Origin of the sequence: Paraburkholderia flava (genome assembly GCF_004359985.1) — a bacterium.
Taxonomy (GTDB): Bacteria; Pseudomonadota; Gammaproteobacteria; order Burkholderiales; family Burkholderiaceae; genus Paraburkholderia; species Paraburkholderia flava.
This window is the reverse complement of the sequence record NZ_SMRO01000003.1, coordinates 828314-846670: the sequence shown is the minus strand read 5'-3', so window position 1 is coordinate 846670 and position 18357 is coordinate 828314. Positions and strand designations below refer to the sequence as shown.

The 18357-nt window shown below is 64.8% G+C and carries 17 protein-coding genes; 13 read left to right on the top strand and 4 right to left on the bottom strand.

Annotation, left to right across the window (positions count from 1 at the left end; translation table 11 throughout):
• Nucleotide 1 precedes the first annotated feature (1 nt).
• From tgt to secF, 4 genes are all read left to right on the top strand, one after another.
• Nucleotides 2–1207: a tRNA guanosine(34) transglycosylase Tgt gene (gene tgt, locus E1748_RS26350; RefSeq protein ID WP_133650199.1), complete on the top strand. Its 1206-nt coding sequence runs from the start codon at nt 2–4 to the stop codon at nt 1205–1207.
• A gap of 222 nt (nt 1208–1429) precedes the next feature.
• Nucleotides 1430–1756, top strand: coding sequence for a preprotein translocase subunit YajC (gene yajC, locus E1748_RS26345; protein ID WP_133650198.1), 327 nt, complete (start codon nt 1430–1432; stop codon nt 1754–1756).
• Between the two features lie 123 nt (nt 1757–1879).
• Nucleotides 1880–3922, top strand: a complete 2043-nt coding sequence (gene secD, locus E1748_RS26340; RefSeq protein WP_133650197.1) for a protein translocase subunit SecD — start codon at nt 1880–1882, stop codon at nt 3920–3922.
• A 29-nt stretch (nt 3923–3951) separates the two neighbouring features.
• Nucleotides 3952–4902 carry a protein translocase subunit SecF gene (secF, locus tag E1748_RS26335; RefSeq protein ID WP_133650196.1) on the top strand — a complete coding sequence of 317 codons (951 nt, stop codon included), beginning with the start codon at nt 3952–3954 and terminating at the stop codon, nt 4900–4902.
• Nucleotides 4903–5016: 114 nt separating this feature from the next.
• Here secF and E1748_RS26330 read toward each other — a convergent pair whose 3' ends face one another.
• From E1748_RS26330 to E1748_RS26315, 4 genes are all read right to left on the bottom strand, one after another.
• Nucleotides 5017–6294 carry an MFS transporter gene (locus E1748_RS26330; RefSeq protein WP_133650195.1) on the bottom strand — a complete coding sequence of 426 codons (1278 nt, stop codon included), beginning with the start codon at nt 6292–6294 and terminating at the stop codon, nt 5017–5019.
• Nucleotides 6295–6567: 273 nt separating this feature from the next.
• Nucleotides 6568–7146: a YceI family protein gene (locus tag E1748_RS26325; protein WP_133650194.1), complete on the bottom strand. Its 579-nt coding sequence runs from the start codon at nt 7144–7146 to the stop codon at nt 6568–6570.
• An 81-nt stretch (nt 7147–7227) separates the two neighbouring features.
• Complete coding sequence (locus tag E1748_RS26320; RefSeq protein WP_133650193.1) at nt 7228–7791, bottom strand: YceI family protein; 564 nt, start codon at nt 7789–7791, stop codon at nt 7228–7230.
• 9 nt (nt 7792–7800) lie between these two features.
• Entirely contained in the window at nt 7801–8361 is a 561-nt protein-coding gene (locus E1748_RS26315; protein WP_133650192.1) for a cytochrome b, read from the bottom strand.
• Nucleotides 8362–8726: 365 nt separating this feature from the next.
• Between E1748_RS26315 and E1748_RS26310 the strand changes: the two genes are divergently transcribed.
• The 9 genes from E1748_RS26310 (at nt 8727) to E1748_RS26270 (ending at nt 18290) form a co-directional block, all read left to right on the top strand.
• On the top strand, nt 8727–9401 hold the full coding sequence (locus tag E1748_RS26310) for a paraquat-inducible protein A (RefSeq protein ID WP_133650191.1): 675 nt from the start codon (nt 8727–8729) through the stop codon (nt 9399–9401).
• A 7-nt stretch (nt 9402–9408) separates the two neighbouring features.
• Nucleotides 9409–10107 (top strand): paraquat-inducible protein A, encoded by a 699-nt coding sequence (locus E1748_RS26305; RefSeq protein WP_133650190.1) that lies wholly within the window; start codon nt 9409–9411, stop codon nt 10105–10107.
• The gene (locus tag E1748_RS26300) at nt 10100–11719 is read left to right on the top strand and encodes a PqiB family protein (RefSeq protein WP_133650189.1); all 1620 of its coding nucleotides are present in this window, start codon (nt 10100–10102) and stop codon (nt 11717–11719) included. The genes E1748_RS26305 and E1748_RS26300 overlap by 8 nt, the downstream gene beginning before the upstream one ends.
• Nucleotides 11716–12474, top strand: a complete 759-nt coding sequence (locus E1748_RS26295) for a PqiC family protein (protein WP_133650188.1) — start codon at nt 11716–11718, stop codon at nt 12472–12474. Before E1748_RS26300 ends, E1748_RS26295 begins: the two co-directional genes overlap by 4 nt.
• A gap of 202 nt (nt 12475–12676) precedes the next feature.
• Nucleotides 12677–14818, top strand: coding sequence for a site-specific recombinase (locus tag E1748_RS26290; RefSeq protein ID WP_133650187.1), 2142 nt, complete (start codon nt 12677–12679; stop codon nt 14816–14818).
• Between the two features lie 92 nt (nt 14819–14910).
• A complete protein-coding gene (locus E1748_RS26285) occupies nt 14911–15573 on the top strand; it encodes a glutathione S-transferase family protein (RefSeq protein ID WP_133650186.1) in 663 nt (220 codons plus the stop codon).
• A gap of 90 nt (nt 15574–15663) precedes the next feature.
• Entirely contained in the window at nt 15664–16992 is a 1329-nt protein-coding gene (locus E1748_RS26280) for a THUMP domain-containing class I SAM-dependent RNA methyltransferase (RefSeq protein ID WP_133650185.1), read from the top strand.
• Nucleotides 16993–17116: 124 nt separating this feature from the next.
• Nucleotides 17117–17533, top strand: coding sequence for a VOC family protein (locus E1748_RS26275; RefSeq protein ID WP_133650184.1), 417 nt, complete (start codon nt 17117–17119; stop codon nt 17531–17533).
• The gene (locus E1748_RS26270; protein WP_476703869.1) at nt 17514–18290 is read left to right on the top strand and encodes a helix-turn-helix transcriptional regulator; all 777 of its coding nucleotides are present in this window, start codon (nt 17514–17516) and stop codon (nt 18288–18290) included. Before E1748_RS26275 ends, E1748_RS26270 begins: the two co-directional genes overlap by 20 nt.
• Nucleotides 18291–18357: the final 67 nt, after the last annotated feature.

Below are 18357 nucleotides of genomic sequence, written 5' to 3'. Positions count from 1 at the left end.
AATGACCGACGATCAGACCCACGATCGCACGCACAATACGAACGGCACGAGCAGCACGACCGAAGCCCCTGCAGACGGCCTCGCCTTCGAACTGCTCACCACCGACGGCGCCGCCCGACGCGGCCGGCTCACGCTGAATCACGGCGTCGTCGAAACGCCGATCTTCATGCCGGTCGGCACCTACGGCACGGTCAAGGCGATCCAGCCGCGCGAGCTCGACGAAATCCACGCGCAGATCATCCTCGGCAACACGTTCCATCTGTGGCTGCGACCGGGTCTCGAGACGATCGCCGCGCACGGCGGCCTGCACAACTTCATGGGCTGGAAGAAACCGATCCTCACCGACTCCGGCGGCTTCCAGGTGTTCTCGCTCGGCGAGCTGCGCAAGATCACCGAGGACGGCGTCACGTTCGCGTCGCCGATCAACGGCGACAAGCTGTTCCTGTCGCCGGAAGTGTCGATGCAGATCCAGAAGGTGCTCAACTCGGACATCGTGATGCAGTTCGACGAATGCACGCCGTACGCGACGAACGGCGTGCCGACGTCGCATCAGGATGCGGCGGACTCGATGCGCATGTCGATGCGCTGGGCGCAACGTTCGATCGACGAATTCCGCGGGCTCGGCAATCCGAACGCGCTGTTCGGCATCGTGCAGGGCGGCATGTTCGAAGACCTGCGCGACGAATCGCTCGCCGGTCTCGCGGCGATGGACTTTCATGGTCTGGCGATCGGCGGGCTGTCGGTCGGCGAGCCGAAGGAAGACATGATGCGGGTGCTGAACCACATCGGTCCGAAGCTACCCGCTGACAAGCCGCACTACCTGATGGGCGTCGGCACGCCGGAAGATCTGGTGGCCGGTGTCGCGGCCGGCGTCGACATGTTCGACTGCGTGATGCCGACGCGCAATGCGCGCAATGGCTGGCTGTTCACGCGCTTCGGCGACGTGAAGATCCGCAACGCGACGCATCGCAACTCGCTGCGTCCGCTCGACGAGCAGTGCGGCTGCTACACGTGCCGCAATTTCACGCGCGGCTATCTGCATCATCTGCATCGCGTCGGCGAGATTCTGGGTGCGCAGCTGAACACGATCCACAACCTGCACTACTACCTCGAGCTGATGAGCGACATTCGCGCGTCGATCGAAACCCATACGTTCGAAGCGTTCCGCACGACGTTCCACGAGAATCGCGCGAGGGGTATCGATTAGCCGCGCACGCTCCGACACTTTGCAGAGTTTTTCCCGTCCCTCAGCGTGACGGCACAGCCGAGCATTACAATAACCTTTCGTAACGGCGTCCGACCGCATCCACTCATCCCGCGTTCAGGCAATGCCCTGGCCCCGGAAAGCCGATTCTGTCACGCCGTCGCGTGAAATGCCGGTGGTAGAATGACCGGCTGTTTTTTTGATCGTTATAACGGAGAGACCAACGTGTCGTTCATTTCCAGTGCCTTCGGGCAAGGTGGCGCAGGTGGCGCCGAATCGAGTCTGATGAGCTTCCTGCCGCTGATTCTGATGTTCGCCGTGCTGTACTTCATCATGATCCGCCCGCAGATGAAGCGCCAGAAGGAACATCGCAACATGCTCGCCGCGATGGCGAAGGGCGATGAAGTGGTGACGAACGGCGGCATCGTCGGCAAGGTGACGAAGGTCGGCGACGCATACGTCGGCGTCGAAATCTCCGAAGGCACCGAAATCACCGTGCAAAAGGGATCGGTCACGACGATTCTCCCGAAGGGCACGCTCAAGTCGCTGTAAGGTCGGCTCTCCCCGCGTCCGGCCCGACGCGGTGCGTGAAGCACGACCGTCAACGGTGCTTCGCCGCCGCGCGCTCCGCCGGATGCCGCGCTCTCCAGCCAACCGTCCCGTTGGACTACCTCCATGAACCGTTACCCCCTCTGGAAATATGTCGTGATGTCGGTGGCACTTGTCATCGGCCTCGTGTACACATTGCCCAACTTCTTCGGCGAAGCACCCGCAGTGCAGGTGTCGAGCGGCAAGGCAACGGTCAAGCTCGATTCGGGCACGCTCGCGCAGATCGAAGCGGCGCTCGCCGCCAGCCAGATCAAGCCTGACGACATCACGTTCGACAACGCCACGATCAACGCGAACATCCGCGTGCGCGTCGGCGACACCGACACGCAGCTGCGCGTGAAAGATCTGCTGCAGAAGGCGCTGAACAGCGATCCGACCGACCCCCAATACATCGTCGCACTGAACCTGCAGAGCGCGTCGCCGCACTGGCTGACCGCATTGCACGCGCTGCCGATGTATCTCGGTCTCGATCTGCGCGGCGGCGTCCACTTCCTGCTCCAGGTGGACATGGCCGGCGCGCTGAACAAGAAGCTCGATTCCGACTCGTCCGATGCGCGCACGTTGCTGCGCGACAAGAACATCCGCGACGGCGGCGTGAACCGCGTCAACCAGTCGGTTGTCGTGAACTTCGCCGATCAGGACACCGCCGAGAACGCGCGCAAGCAGCTCACCACCGGCGTGACCGAACTGCAGTGGGCGACACAGCCTGCGCCGACTGGTGGCTTCCAGGTGGTCGGCGCCTTCTCGCCGGCCGTGCAGCGAACCGTCGAGGACGCCGCGCTCAAGCAGAACATCACGACGCTGCATAACCGCGTGAACGAACTGGGCGTCTCGGAGCCGGTGATCCAGCAGCAGGGCTCCGACCGTATCGTCGTCGAGCTACCCGGCGTGCAGGACACCGCGAAGGCGAAGGACATCATCGGCCGCACGGCGACGCTCGAAGCGCGCCTCGCCGATCCGAACGGCCTGCATCCGAATCCGTCCGATCCCGTCCCGCCCGGCGATGAACTCTTCACGCAGGGCAACCAGGCACCGGTGCTGCTGCGCAAGCAGATTATCTTCACCGGCGACCGCATCATCGACGCGTCCGCCGGCTTCGACGAACATCAGCGTCCGTCGGTCAACATCCGCCTCGATTCGCGCGGTGGCCGCGCAGTGGCCAGCGTGTCGCGCGACAACATCGGCAAGCCGATGGCGATGGTGCTGTTCGAGCGCGGCAAGGGTGAAGTGCTGACCGTCGCGACGATCCAGTCCGAACTCGGCGACCGCTTCCAGATCACCGGCCAGCCTACGCCGCAGGCCGCGACCGATCTCGCGCTGCTGCTGCGCGCCGGCTCGCTCGCCGCGCCGATGGACATCATCGAGGAACGCACGATCGGCCCGAGCCTCGGCGCCGACAACATCCGCAAGGGTTTCCATTCGGTCGTGTGGGGCTTCGCCGCGATCGCCGTCTTCATGATCGCGTACTACATGCTGTTCGGTGCGATCTCGATGATCGCGCTGTCGGTGAACCTGCTGCTGCTGGTCGCGATCCTGTCGATGCTGCAGGCCACGCTCACGTTGCCCGGTATCGCGGCTATCGCGCTTGCACTCGGTATGGCGATCGACGCGAACGTGCTGATCAACGAACGCGTGCGTGAAGAACTGCGCAACGGCGCGCCGCCGCAGTTGGCCATCCAGAACGGCTACGCGCATGCATGGGCGACGATTCTCGACTCGAACGTGACGACGCTGATCGCCGGTCTCGCGCTGCTCGCGTTCGGTTCGGGCCCGGTGCGCGGCTTCGCGGTTGTTCACTGTATCGGCATCATGACGTCGATGTTCTCCGCGGTGTTCTTCTCGCGCGGTCTCGTGAACCTCTGGTACGGCGGCAAGAAGAAGCTGAAGTCGCTGGCGGTGGGTCAGGTGTGGCGTCCGGCGGGTGCCGGTGTCGACGGTGCCGCCGCCTACCTCGAGAGCGGCGATGCAGACACCGATACCGCGAAAGCGATCAACCAGGCTGCAAACCAGGCCGCTGCCGGCGCGAAAACGCCGGCACGTCCCGGCAAGCCGGTGGTTCGCCGCCGCGATGCGGGCAGTGCGCCGCGCAAACCGGGCTCGTCGAGTTGAGCCCCCGCTGAGTCCCGGAGACGCACACCATGGAATTTTTCCGCATTCGTAAAGACATTCCGTTCATGCAGCGCGCGTTGATCTTCAACGCGATCTCGCTGCTGACGTTTATTGCCGCTGTATTTTTCCTGCTGCATCGCGGGCTGCATCTGTCGGTGGAATTCACCGGCGGTACCGTGATCGAAGTGCAGTACCCGCAGGCCGTCGCACTCGAACCGGTGCGCGCGACGCTCGACAAGCTCGGTTACGCCGACGCGCAGGTGCAGAACTTCGGCACGTCGCGCGACGTGCTGATCCGTCTGCCGATCAAGCAGGGCTTCACATCCGCGCAGCAGAGCGACCAGGTGATGGGCGCACTGAAAACCGCCGATGCGCAGGTGCAGTTGCAGCGCGTCGAGTTCGTCGGTCCGCAGGTGGGCAAGGAACTCGTCACCGACGGCCTGCTCGCGCTTGCGTGCGTGGTCGTCGGCATCGTGCTGTACCTGTCGCTCCGCTTCGAATGGAAGTACGCCGTGGCCGGCGTGATCGCCAACCTGCACGACGTCGTGATCATTCTTGGCTTCTTCGCGTTCTTCCAGTGGGAGTTCTCGTTGTCGGTGCTGGCGGCGGTGCTCGCGGTGCTCGGCTACTCGGTGAACGAATCGGTCGTTATCTTCGACCGGATTCGCGAGACCTTCCGCCGCGAACGCAAGTTGACCGTGATGGAGGTCATCAACCACGCGATCACCAGCACGATGTCGCGCACGATCATCACCCACGGCTGTACGCAGATGATGGTGCTGTCGATGTTCCTGTTCGGCGGCCCGACGCTGCATTACTTCGCGCTCGCGCTGACGGTCGGTATCCTGTTCGGGATCTACTCGTCGGTGTTCGTCGCCGCGGCGATCGCGATGTGGCTCGGCGTCAAGCGTGAAGATCTGCTGAAGGACAAGAAGGAACGTCAGGACCCGAACGATCCGAACGCGGGCGCACAGGTTTAAGCGCTACGGCGGTTCGTACGAAGTCTTGAAGTAAAGCAAAAGTAAAAGGCCGGTTCTCGCGAACCGGCCTTTTTCGTTTACGGCGGCAACCGCTTCACCGCAAACGCCACTACCTCATCGATACCCAAGCCTGAACCGCGCCCCCACCAGCGCGATCAAACTGATCAGCGCAGCGAAGATCATGTAGAAACTCGGCGCGACCTTCGTGCCCGACGCACCGATCAGCCACGCGATGATGAACGGCCCGAAGCCGCCGAAGATCGTCACCGCGATGTTATACGCGAGCGACATGCCGGTCGTGCGCGTCTGCACCGGAAAGATCTCCGACAGCAAACCGGGTAGCGCGGCGAAGTAACCGGTCACGAGAATACCGAGCACGACCTGCACGATGATCAGCGAGCCGAGCGTCGGATTCGCGACGAGATACGCGAACAGCGGATAGATCAGCACGAGCAGCAGCGTCGCCGCGACCAGCATGATCGACGTGCGCCCTATGCGGTCCGACAGATGGCCGACGAACGGCGAGAACACCAGCTGGATCACACCGGTCAGCGCGATCGCACCGAACGTCACCGACGGCGCGAGACCCAGCTGCTTCACGCCATAAGTCGGCATGAACAGCACGAGGTACGTCGACACGGTGCCGAGCACGACGATGCCGACGCCGATCGCGAGCCGCAGCTTCTGGCTCGCGAACGTGTCGCGCAGCGGCGAGTCGGTGGTTTCGGCGGCGAGAAATTCCGGCGTTTCGTCGAGCTTCGTGCGGATATACCACGCGACCGGCCCGATCAGCAGCCCGAAGAAGAACGGCACGCGCCAGCCCCACGCACCGATCTGCGCCGGCGACAGCCCGCCGGTCAGCACCGCGCCGAAACCGGCCGCGAGCAGCGTCGTAAGCCCCTGGCTCGCCACCTGCCAGCTCGCGAAGAAGCCACGTCGCGCGGGCACGTGTTCGGCGAGAAACGCGGTCGCGCTGCCGAATTCACCGCCCGCCGAGAAACCCTGCATCAACCGCGCGGCGACGAGGATCACCGGTGCCGCGACGCCGATCGTCGCGTAGGTGGGCAGGATTGCGATGATCAGCGTGCCGAGCATCATCAGCAGGATCGACAGCGTGAGTGCCGCCTTGCGGCCCGCGCGGTCCGCATACGCACCGAGCACGATCGCGCCGAGCGGCCGCATGAAGAACGACACGCCGAATGTGCCGAGCGTCAGCAGCAGCGACACGGTGTCGTTGCCGGCCGGAAAGAACAGCTTCGAGATGATGACGGCGAAGAAGCCGTACACCACGAGGTCGAACCATTCGAGCGCGTTGCCGATCGATGCCGCCACGACCGTACGCCACGCGCTCTGGCGAGGCACCGCCGCGCCCGCTGCTGCCGTTGTACTCATGCAGATCTCCGTCGCGCGCGATTGGTGTGAGCGGACAGCGACAGCTGTTCCGCAGACCGGCCAGGGTGCGCGCACAACCGGTCCGGTGTCTGCGCTCTATGTACCTCAAAAATTAAAACCGCGCGAGTGGGGCTTACCGTGCAATGCAATCCGAGGCAGGACAGGCACCATGAAAAAAACCGCTTCGCCGCCGTGAGGCGGACGAAGCGGTTCTCGTGACGCGGCACTGCGGCAAACGGCGGCCCGAAGGCCCCCGCCGCAAGCAACCGACGCTTACTGCTTGATCCCTTCAGCCTGGATGTGCAGCTTCGTTTCCATCTTGAAGCCATACGCCTTGCCCATGTCGACGCCGAATTCGTCGCGGTTGAACGAGCCTTCCGCTTCGACGCCGCACACTTCACGCTTGAGCACCGGATGCTGCATGCACTTGAACGAATCGATCTTCAGGTTGAGCGGCTTCGTGACGCCGTGCAGCGTCAGCGTGCCGATCACTTCGGCCGGCTTGTCGCCGTCGAACTTGATCTGCGTGCCCTTGTACGTTGCCGTCGGGAATTTCGCGGTGTCGAAGAACTTGGTGCCGGCCAGTTCCTCATCGAGCTTCGCGTTGCCGGTCTGGGCCGAAGCCGGATCGACGGTGACGTCGACCGTGCCGGTCTTCGCCGCGCGATCGAGCGTCACGGTGCCCGAGCTCTTCGTGAACTTGCCGCGCCACACCGACAGGCCACCGAAGTGATCGGCTTCGAAGCTCGGGTACGTATGTTGCGGATCGAGCTGATACGTATCGGCGGCGAACGCGCCGAACGACAGGGACGACGCCAGCGCGCCGACAGCGATCAAGAGGGTCTTGTTCAAATGATGCTCCTTGTTATAAAAGCGCACCGCGCAAACGCGCCGTGCATTCGGGTTCGTTGCTGCTGCTCTCGTTCGTTGCGCTTACTTGTGTGCGGCAACGATGTGGAACTTGATCACCACTTCGTCGGCGACGACGGACGTGTCCTTCCATTCGCCGGTACCGATGTCGAACTGCGAACGCTTGATCGGCACCGAGCCGTCGAAGGTCTGCGTCGCGCCCTGCTGCGCGACCGTCACCGGCACGGACACGATCTGCGACTTGCCCTTGATCGTGAGCTTGCCGGTCACCGTGAACTTGTTGCCGCCGGCAGGCGCGATCGCGCTCGACACGAACGTCGCGCTCGGGAAAGTCTTCGCGTCGAACCATTCCTTGCCGCGCGCCTGATCGTTGTACGACTCGTCGCCGAGGTCGAAGCTGCCGGTGTCGACGGTGAACTGCGCGCTGCCGGCCGCGGGCTTCGCCGGATCGAACGACACCTGTGCGGTGAACTTGCCGAACTTGCCTTCGACCGGCACGTTCATCTGCTTCGAGATCGCGGTGATCGTGCTCTTCGCGACGTCGACCTGAGCGAACGCGCTGCCGGCCGCGGTCAGCGAAGCGGCGGCGAACGCCGCGAGCATGTAGCGATAAAACGAAACCTTCATGGGTCGTCCTTATTTGAGGAAAGGGATCATCCGCGACAGCAGGCCGTCGCGGTCCAGCCATTGATGCTTGAGCGCCGCCGCGACGTGTCCCGCGACGAGTACCAGCAAACCGTAGTTCAGCGTGATGTGAATGGTCTTCAGCACGACCTTCAGCGTGGGATCGGGTGCGATCAGGCGCGGCAGCGGAATGAGCCCGAGATACACGACCGGCACGTTGGCCGCCGAGCTGTACAGATAACCCGACACCGGAATCGCGATCATCAGCGCGTAGAGCACGAAATGCGTGACGTGCGCGAGACCGCGCTGCCATGTCGGCATCTGGCGCGGCAGCACGGGTGCCGCGTGAGTGGCGCGCCACAGGATGCGCAGCACGGCGAGCGCGAACACGGTGACGCCGATCCATTTGTGCCACGAGAAATAGCGCAGCTTCGTCGGCGTGAAACCGGGGATGTCGGTCATCACCCAGCCGAGCCCGAAACCGCAAACGATCAGGAGTGCAATCAGCCAGTGCAGCGCGATCGCGGTCCGCGTGTACGACTCGCGGGAAGCGAATGTATGGGTCTGTGCCATGACGGTCGATGCATGCAAAAAGAGTTAACGAAGCAGCGGGTTCCGCTATTCCCGATGCGCTTCGCATCGGGCAGGCACGCAGCGTGCACTACGGCCGCCATGCTACCTTAAGCCGTTAAAGACGGCGTGTCGCGGCACGGCCGTCATAGCGCGGTATCCGATGCTGCGGCGCACGAGGAACATTGACTGCGCGTAACTGTCGGATATCGATCAGCAGACACAAAAACGTTCCCGCCGTCCCACCGTCATTCCCTGTAATCGGCTGAAAAGCCCCGCCCCAGGCGCGTTTGATACTATTGCGTCACTCATGCGACGGCCTCTCCGGCGCCGCCTTTTCCGTTCACGCCGTTTGCCTTTCCGCCCGCATGGAACATGACCACAATCTGATTGCGTGCCACGAATGCGACGCACTGTTTCGCAAACCGCGTCTATCCGGCAGGGCAACGGCACGCTGCCCGCGCTGCGGCGCCACGCTTTATCGCGGCGTGTCGGGCCGGCTCGACAGCATCTGCGCGCTGACGGTCGCCGCGCTGATCACGTTTCTGATCGCGCAGGGCTTCCCGATCGTCGAACTCGAAACCAACGGCATCACGTCGCAGACGAGCCTCGCCGGCGCGCTCGTCGCGCTGTGGGAAGAAGGGATGCAGGTCGTCGCGGTGATCGTGTTCTGTTCGACCACGCTGTTTCCGCTGACCGAACTCGTCGCGTTGCTGTACGTGCTCGTGCCGCTGCGCCGGGGTTACGTGCCGCCGGGCTTCAATCACGTGCTGCGCGCGATCCAGTTCGTGCGGCCGTGGGGCATGATCGAAGTGTTCATGCTCGGCGTGCTGGTCACGATCGTGAAAATGGTGAGCCTCGCACGCGTGATCCCCGAAGCCGCGCTGTTCGCTTTTGGTGCACTGACGCTGATGTTCGCGGTCGTCGTGACGTTCGATCCGCGCACGCTGTGGGACCTCGCCGATGATCTGCGCGCCCGTGCAAAAGCACCCGCGCCCCGACCCGTTGTGCCCACTCCACCTGCCGCAGCGAGCGAACGGTGAGCCATTAATGAGATACCTCACCGCATCGCGCGCCGGACTCATCGGCTGCCACGCCTGCGGGCGTGTATCGCAGCGCGTCCATTCGATCGTCCCGCAACACTGCCCCCGCTGCGGCGCGGTGCTGCACCGGCGCAATCCGGACAGCCTGATGCGCACCTGGGCGCTGCTGATCGCCGCCGCGCTGCTGTATATTCCGGCGAACCTGCTGCCGGTGATGCACACGTCGTCGCTGGTCGGCGCCGAGGACGACACGATCATGAGCGGCGTCGTCTACTTCTGGACATCGGGCGACTGGCCGCTCGCGGTCGTCGTGTTCGTCGCGAGCATTCTCGTGCCGATGCTGAAGCTGTCGGTGCTGACGCTGCTCACGGTGACAACGCAGCGCCGCTCCGCGTGGCGGCCGCACGAACGCACGACGCTGTATCGCATTGTCGAGCGCATCGGCCGCTGGTCGATGCTCGACGTGTTCGTGATCACGCTGACCGTCGCGCTGGTGCGCTTCAAGTCGCTCGCCGTGATTACCGCCGGGCCCGGCGCGCTCGCGTTCGGTTCGGTCGTGATCCTGACGATGCTCGCGTCGATGCAGTTCGATTCGCGGCTGATCTGGGACAACGTCCGCCACCCGCCGCGCAACGAGCCCGCACCGCATCCGCAGCACCCGCAAGACCAAAACGGAAACACAGTTCAGGACTCCCACCATGACTAGCCCGCAAGGCCCCACCGTTCCGCCCGACCTGCCCGAGCCCGAAATCGAGCCGCGCCGGGCGTGGCTGCCGTCGCTCGTCTGGGTCATTCCGCTGATCGCCGCGCTGATCGGCATCGCGCTCGTCGTGAAGTCCGTGCTCGATCGCGGCCCGACGATCACGATCTCGTTCGTCAGCGCCGAGGGCCTCGAACCCGGCAAGACCAAGGTCAAGTACAAGGACGTCGATATCGGTTCGGTGAAGACCATCACGCTGACGAAAGACCATTCGCACGTGCAGGTCGAAGTGCAGCTCACGAAGGAAGCCGAAGATTTCGCCGTCAAGGACACGCGCTTCTGGGTGGTACGTCCGCGGGTCGGCACGAGCGGCGTGTCGGGCTTGAACACGCTGCTGTCGGGCGCGTACATCGGCGTCGACGCTGGCCGTTCGCAGGATGCGCAGGATGCGTTCACCGGCCTCGAGACGCCGCCGCCCGTCACCGGCGATCAGCGCGGCCACCGCTTCACGCTGCGCGGCGACTCGCTCGGTTCGATCGACATCGGCTCGCCGGTCTATTACCGGCGCGTGCAGGTCGGTCAGGTGGTCGGCTTCTCGCTCGACAAGGACGGCACCGGCGTCACGATGCAGGTGTTCGTCAGCGCGCCGTACGATCAGTACGTCGGTACGAATTCGCGCTGGTGGCACGCGAGCGGCGTCGATCTGCGACTCGATTCGAGCGGCTTCACGCTGAACACCCAGTCGCTCGCGACGGTGATCACCGGCGGCCTCGCGTTCCAGTCGCCGCCGGGTCAGCCGGTTGGCGCGCAGGCACCGGACAACATGACGTTCCGCCTCGGCGCCGACGAAACCGACGCGATGCGCGAGCCCGACGGCCCGCCGATCCACGTCGTGATGAACTTCAACCAGTCGCTGCGCGGGCTGTCGGTGGGTGCGCCGGTCGACTTCCGCGGCATCGTGCTCGGTCAGGTGACGGACATCGGCGTCGAATACGATCCGAAGGCGCACAACTTCGTGATGCCGGTGACGATGAACATCTATCCGCAGCGGCTGATGCGGCATGGCCGCGGTCCGGCCGCGCCTGCGCCCGGCACGCCGGAAGGACGCGATCTGATCGAGCGTCTCGTCGCGCACGGGCTGCGCGGCCAGTTGCGCACCGGCAATCTGCTGACGAGTCAGCTGTATGTCGCGGTCGATCTGTTCCCGAAAGCGGCGCCCGCCACCGTCGATACGACCCGCGATCCGATGGTGCTGCCGACCATCCCGAACACGCTCGACGAACTGCAACTGCAGGTCGCGGACATCGCGAAGAAGCTCGACAAGGTGCCGTTCGACCAGATCGGCACGAACCTGAACAGCGCGCTGAAAAACGCGGACAACCTGTTCTCGCGACTCAACACCGAGGTCGTGCCGCAGGCGCGCGATACGTTGTCTGCCGCGAAGCAGACCTTCAATTCGGCCGAGGCGACGCTGCAGCAGGATTCGCCGCTGCAGTCCGACGTTCACCAGGCGCTGCAGGAACTGACCCGCACGCTGCAATCGTTGAATGCGCTGTCGGATTATCTGGAGCGCCATCCGGAATCGCTGCTGCGCGGCAAACCAGGAGATAAACCATGAAGCGAACCTGGCTCTTGCGCCGGCCTGTTCAACCGCTGCGACCGTTACGCCTGGTCGCGGCGCTCACCGCGTGCGCGGGATTCGTCGCGCTTGCTGCGTGTTCGTCGCCGTCGAGCCGTTTCTATACGCTCGGCTCCGATGCCACGACTGCCGCGACGCCGACCACGACCGCCGCGCGTGCGCCGCTGCTGATCGAAGTGCCGCCCGTCGACGTGCCGTCGCAAGTCGCGAAAACGTCGTTCGTCGTGCAGACCGGACCCAACCAGGTCGACGTGCTCGAACAGACGCGCTGGGCGTCGATGCCCGGCGACGAGATCCGTCGTGCGCTGTCGGTGGACCTGACGCAGCGGCTGAATACCATCGACGTCTCCGGCACACCTTATCCCGATGGCGTGCCCGTGTATCGCGTCAGCGTGAACGTGCAGCGCTTCGAGTCGTGGCCCGGTTCGCATGCGTTGATCGATGCGGTGTGGAGCGTGCGCGCGGTGCGCACGCAGGCGGTGCTGACGTGCCGCAGCGTGGTCAGCGAACCGGTGGCGAGCGGCTACGACGCGCTCGTCGACGGCCATCGTCGCGCGGTGCAGGACATCTCGGCGCAGATCGCTGCGGGCATTGGTGCGCTCGCTGCGGCACCGCAGCCGCGCGTTGCTGTGCCGGCGAAGAATGCTTCTGCTGCGGCGGCGGCTCATCCGGTGACGGTGCCTTGCCCGGTGATGACCGCAGCGGGTACGGCGGACGCGTCCACCGGCCACTGATCACCTAGCGAATGAATCACGCATCGCGCCGCGAATCATGCGGCGCGATGCGATGCGACCACGCTGCGTTACTCACCGCTTCGCAAACGCACGCACAAGCGCACACACGAGCACCAGCACGATTACGCCTCGGCTTCGATCCAAATCGAACCGCACGCCCGCTTCACCAGAATCGCACGATTCGCACGACAAGCACTAGCCCATGTTCCGATCGCTCACGACCTTCCTGAAAAAATGGCGCGCGTCGCGCAGCAGCGGGCATCAACTGGATGCGCTGCTCGCGATCGCCGATGCCGACGCGCCCTACGCGGAGCGCAGCGAATGGCTGATCGAACTCGCGCACTGGATTCATCGCGGCGGCAACGTGCAGGCCGATCCATCCGAAGCCAACGCAAATGCAGATACCGATGCGCCACGCACGATGCCCGCGCATACCCGCGTGCGCTACCTGCTGCACGTACTCGATCGCAATCCCGCATGGAAGGCGAACGTCGCGGGCATCCTGCGCGGACTGCTGCGCGACAGCGACGGCATCTCGCTGCTGTGCGACGCCGGCATGCCGGTGCATTCGGGTTTCTTCGGCGCGCTGTTCGAGCGTGCGCAGTCGTCGCTGATTCCGCCCGCGCCGAACCGGCGCGAACTGTCCGCGCTGTTCACGCTGATGTTCACGTCGCAGCACGACGCCGAATGGATCGCGTCGCTGCCTGCCGATCTGCTCGCGCGCATCCGCGATCTGTTCAGCTACGAAGCTATTGATGAGTCCACTGAACGCACGCGTCAAACAAACGGCGCGCTGTCGCTCGATCTGCTTACCGCGCTGCATAACCTGACCTGCCAGATCAGCTCGACGGGGCTGTCGCAAACCGTGCGCAGCCGGCTTGGCGATGTGGACGCGCGCATCCCGCTCGACAAGCAGCCGTTCTACCGGCTCACGCGCGCGATGCTCGCGGTCGAGGCCGCGCATCAGGCGATCGAGGAAGGCGTCAACGAGAACCGTCTGCTGCACGAGGTCAACTATCTCCGCGTGCTGCTCGACGAATGCCGGATCGCCACCGACGACGTCTTCGCCCACCTGTACCGCAACGGCGTCAGCGTCGACATCGTGTTCCAGGTCGAACGGATGCGCATGCGCATCGTGCGCGCCGAACTGCTGCTCGACGCATGGATGGCCTCCGACGACCTGCACGCACTCGCGCGCCTCGCCGCCGAACTCGTCGATGCGAATCACGCGAGCCAGAGCGTGTCGCATCTGCTGCGCAGCAACTTCTCGCTGCTCGCGCGCAAGGTCGTCGAGTACAGCGCGGACACCGGCGAGCACTACATCGCCCGCGACCGCGCCGAGTACCTGAAGATGCTGCGGATGGCCGCGGGCGGCGGACTCGTCACCGTCGCCACGGTATGCGTGAAGTTCGCGATCACCGGCGCGCATCTGCAGTCGATGCTCGAAGGGCTGCTCGCCGGCATCAACTACGCGACGAGCTTCCTGCTGATGCACTTCCTGCACTTCTCGCTTGCCACCAAACAACCCGCGATGACCGCACCGACGCTCGCACGCGAACTGGACGGCACCGGTACGCGCGATGGCGTGGACCGTTTCGTGTCGTCGGTGGTGGCGCTGATCCGCACGCAGTCGGCAGCGATCGCGGGCAACGTGATGGTCGTGTTTCCGGTGTGCCTCGCCGTGCAGTTGCTGTGGCACGGGATGTTCGGCGCGAACCTGATTTCCGCCGACAAGGCGCACGCCACGTTGCACTCGTTCTCGCTGCTCGGACCGACGCCGCTTTACGCGGCATTGACCGGCGTGCTGCTGTGGTCGTCGAGCCTGCTCGCCGGCTGGGCCGACAACTGGTTCGTGCTGCATCGGGTCGGCGACGCGCTCGCGTACAACCGCCGTCTGCGGATGACGCTCGGCAGAGCAGGAACCGAGCGGCTCGCGAATTTCTGCCGCTCGAATATCGCCGGTGTGGTCGGCAACATCACGCTCGGGTTGATGCTGGGCGTGGTGCCGTCGATCGTCAGCGCGCTCGCGTTTCACTTCGAGGTGCGTCACGTGACGTTGAGCTCGGGGTCGATCGGCGTTGCGCTCGGCGTGCTCGGCAAGGACGCGCTGCATCTGCCGGAACTGTGGTGGGCGTTCGCGGGCGTCTTCAGCATGGCGATCCTGAACGTCGCGGTGAGCTTCGCGCTCGCGTTCCTGATGGCGGTCCGCTCGCGCGATCTGCGGCGCAAGGACGTGCGCTCGTTGCGCGGCGCGTTCTGGCGTCACGTGCTGCGGCATCCGCTCGATCTGGTGTGGCCGGTGCGGCGTGCGCGGGAAGCGGGGGCGGCGCAGGACGCGGGTTAGCGGCGGCGATCCGCATCGACGGACTGGCGGGCGCTCGAATCTCACCGGATACTGTCGATTCGCTCACCCGCCCGTCCATCGGAGGTGGCCTCATGGCCGAGTTCAAACTGCATTGCTTCGCCCAATCAGGCAACGCGTACAAGGCAGCGCTGATGATGTCGTGTGCGGGCGCCGACTGGGAGCCGGTATTCGTCGACTTCTTCAGCGGCGTCACGCGTACCGACGCATGGCGCGACACAGTCAACGAGATGGGCGAAGTGCCGGTTCTCGAACATCGCGGTGCAATGCTGGCTCAGTCGGGGGTGATCCTCGATTATCTGGCGGAGCAACTGGGTGTCTATGGCGGCCGCGATGCACAGGAACGCCGCGAAATCCTGCGCTGGATTCTCTTCGACAACCATAAATTCAGCAGCTATTTCGTCACGCACCGATGGCTGCGCTCGTTTGCACAGGAGCCACCGAGTCCCGACGTCATCGCATTTTTGCGCGCACGTATCGATGCGGCGTTCCAGGTCGTCGACAGGCATCTGGCCACGCGCAGCTGGATGGTCAACGACCGCCTCAGCATCGCCGATTTTTCGTTGATCGGATATCTGTATTTCCCTGTCGACGAAACCGGCTACGACCTCGCGAACACGCATCCGCACATAGCTGCGTGGCGCGACAGGATGGCCGCCCAACCAGGCTGGAAACATCCGTACGACATGTTGCCCGGCACGATACTGAAGCCGCGCCACACTACGACAGACAGCTAGCCGACCCGTCTCGCCGCGCAACGGGCGCGCCGGGCCTCGACACCCGACCGCGTACAATGGCGCCTTATTCCACGCCTCCCGGCACGCTCCATGTCATTCGATTTCTTCCTCCCCTGCCCGCGCGGCCTCGAAGCCACACTGGCCGCCGAACTCGCCACAATCGCCACGCGTCATCTGAACGGCGCGCAGTTCGTCGCCGGTGCCCAGGTGCCGGGCGGTGTGCACTTTCGCGGTGGATGGGCAGCCGGCATGGCCGCGAACCTGCATTCGCGGATCGCGAGCCGCGTGCTGCTGAAGATCGCGCACAGCCCGTACCGCAGCGAGCAGGACATTTACGCGCTGGCGCTCGATCAGCGCTGGGAGCAGTGGTTCTCCGCAGGCGAAACGCTGCGCGTCGACGTGACGGCGATCAAGTCGCCGCTGCGCAGCCTCGAATTCGCGACGCTGCGCGTCAAGGACGCGATCTGCGATCGTCTGCGTGAAGTCAGCGGCGAACGGCCGAGCATCGACACGGCCACGCCCGACGTCCGCGTGTTCGCGTTCCTCACCGCGACTGATTGCACGCTGTATCTCGACACGTCCGGCGAGCCGTTGTTCAAGCGCGGCTGGCGGCTCGACAAGGGCGCGGCGCCGCTGCGCGAAAATCTCGCAGCCGGCATCCTCGCGCTGACCGGCTGGACGCCCGGCACGCCGCTCTACGATCCGATGTGCGGCAGCGGCACGTTTCTCGCGGAAGCCGCGCAGGTCGCGCTGAACATTGCGCCAGGCGCCGAGCGCCGTTTCGGTTTCGAAAATCTCAAGCAGTACGACACCGCCGTATGGCGCGACCTGAAGGCCGCCGCGCAGGATGCGAAGCGCGCGGCTGCGGCGTCGCGCGCCGATCTGCAGATCTACGGCAGCGACATCTCCGGCGACGTGCTCGACAAGGCGCGCGCGAATTTCCAGCGCGCCGGCCTGCCGTCGATCTCGCTGAAACAGGTCGACGCCCGCGGCATGAGCGCACCGGGTTCGACGCCGGGCATTCTCGTCGCGAACCCGCCGTACGGTGAGCGGATCGAGGTGCGTGGTCGCGGCCCGCGCGGCCAAGTGCGCGAGACCGGACGCGATCGTCGGGAGAATCGCGAAAGTCGTGAGGATCGTGAACTGGCAGCCGACGAAGGCTTCCGCCGCGTCCACACCGATACCCCCGACAGCGAGTTCTTCAAGGCCTTCGGCGACGCGCTAAAACAGCGCTTCACCGGCTGGCACGCGTTCATCCTCACGTCCGACCGCAAGCTGCCCGGCCAGATGCGCCTGCGCGAATCGACGAAGACGCCGCTCTTCAACGGCGCACTCGAATGCCGGCTGTTCCGCTTCGACCTGATCGCGGGCAGCGTCCGCCAGCGCCCCGCCGCCGACCGCCCGGACGACGCAGCCTGACGCCTCCCCCGAGGCTACTGACAGAACGCTGTCAGTAGCCCGGCAGCACACTCTCTTCCACGCCATCCGGCGTCGCCGCCGCTCCCGTTTGAGTTGCGGCTCACCGCGATCTCAGGAGAGAGTCATGTCTGACACCACTGCAACTGCCACTGCTACCGCCACGGCTGCCCGCGTCATCGCGTGGTTCGAGATTCCGTCGATCGATTTCAACCGCGCCACGAACTTCTACGAAGCCGCGCTCGACATCAAGCTGCAACGCGAAGTCATGAGCGGCGTACCGATGGCGATGTTCGCCCACGAAGACGGCGCGACCGGCGGATGCATCACCTACAACCCGCAGGAAATCAAGCCCGTACGGGACGGCGTGCTCGTCTATCTGAACGCGGAACCGTCGGTGAAGGCGACACTCGACCGCGTCGAACGCGCGGGCGGCAAGAAGGAAGGCATGGCGATCGAGCTGCCGAACAACTTCGGCTACATCGGTTTCTTCATCGATACCGAAGGCAACCGTATCGGTCTGCATTCGCCAAAGCTCGCATGATCGCTGTACGCGCGGCACGGCGCTATCATCGCGGCATCCTGTTACGAGTCGCGTTGCGACTCCCGCCACGATGACGCGCCGAGCCGACCGCCTGTTCCAGATCGCCGAACTGCTGCGCGGCCGTCGCCTGACGACCGCGCAGCAACTCGCCGAATGGCTCGGCGTTTCGCTGCGCACCGTTTATCGCGACGTGCGCGATCTGCAGTTGTCGGGCGTGCCGATCGAAGGCGAAGCGGGGATCGGCTACCGGCTGAGCCGCGCGGCGAGCCTGCCGCCGCTCACGTTCACCGTCGACGAACTCGCCGCGCTCGCCACCGGCGCGAAGATGCTCGAAACGTGGGGCGGCGCCGGCCTCGCGAGCGGCGCGCGCAGCGCGTTGGCAAAGATCGCATCGGCGATGCCCGCCGACAAGCGCGCGGCACTCGAACGCCTCGCAGTGTTCGCACCGTCGTTTCACGTCGAGCCGGAGTTTTTCGTCAAGGTGGATGCGCTGCATCGCGCAGTCGACTCGCGGCACATCACGAGCTTCTCGTACTGCGACCGGCTGGGCACGCACACGGCGCGGCGCGTATGGCCGCTCGGACTGTTTTACTGGGGCGGCCGCTGGACAATCGGCGCATGGTGCGAACTGCGCGAGAATTTCCGAACGTTCGACATCGCGAGAATGGGCAGCGTCGTGCTGCACGAAGTGTTTCCGGACGTAGCGGACAGACGGCTCGCGGACTATCTGCGACATGCAGAGGCACCGAAGCGTTGATGCTCCGCTGCTGTATCTACTCAAAGCATCTACCCAAAAACACGCAAGGCGGCCGGAGCCGCCTTGC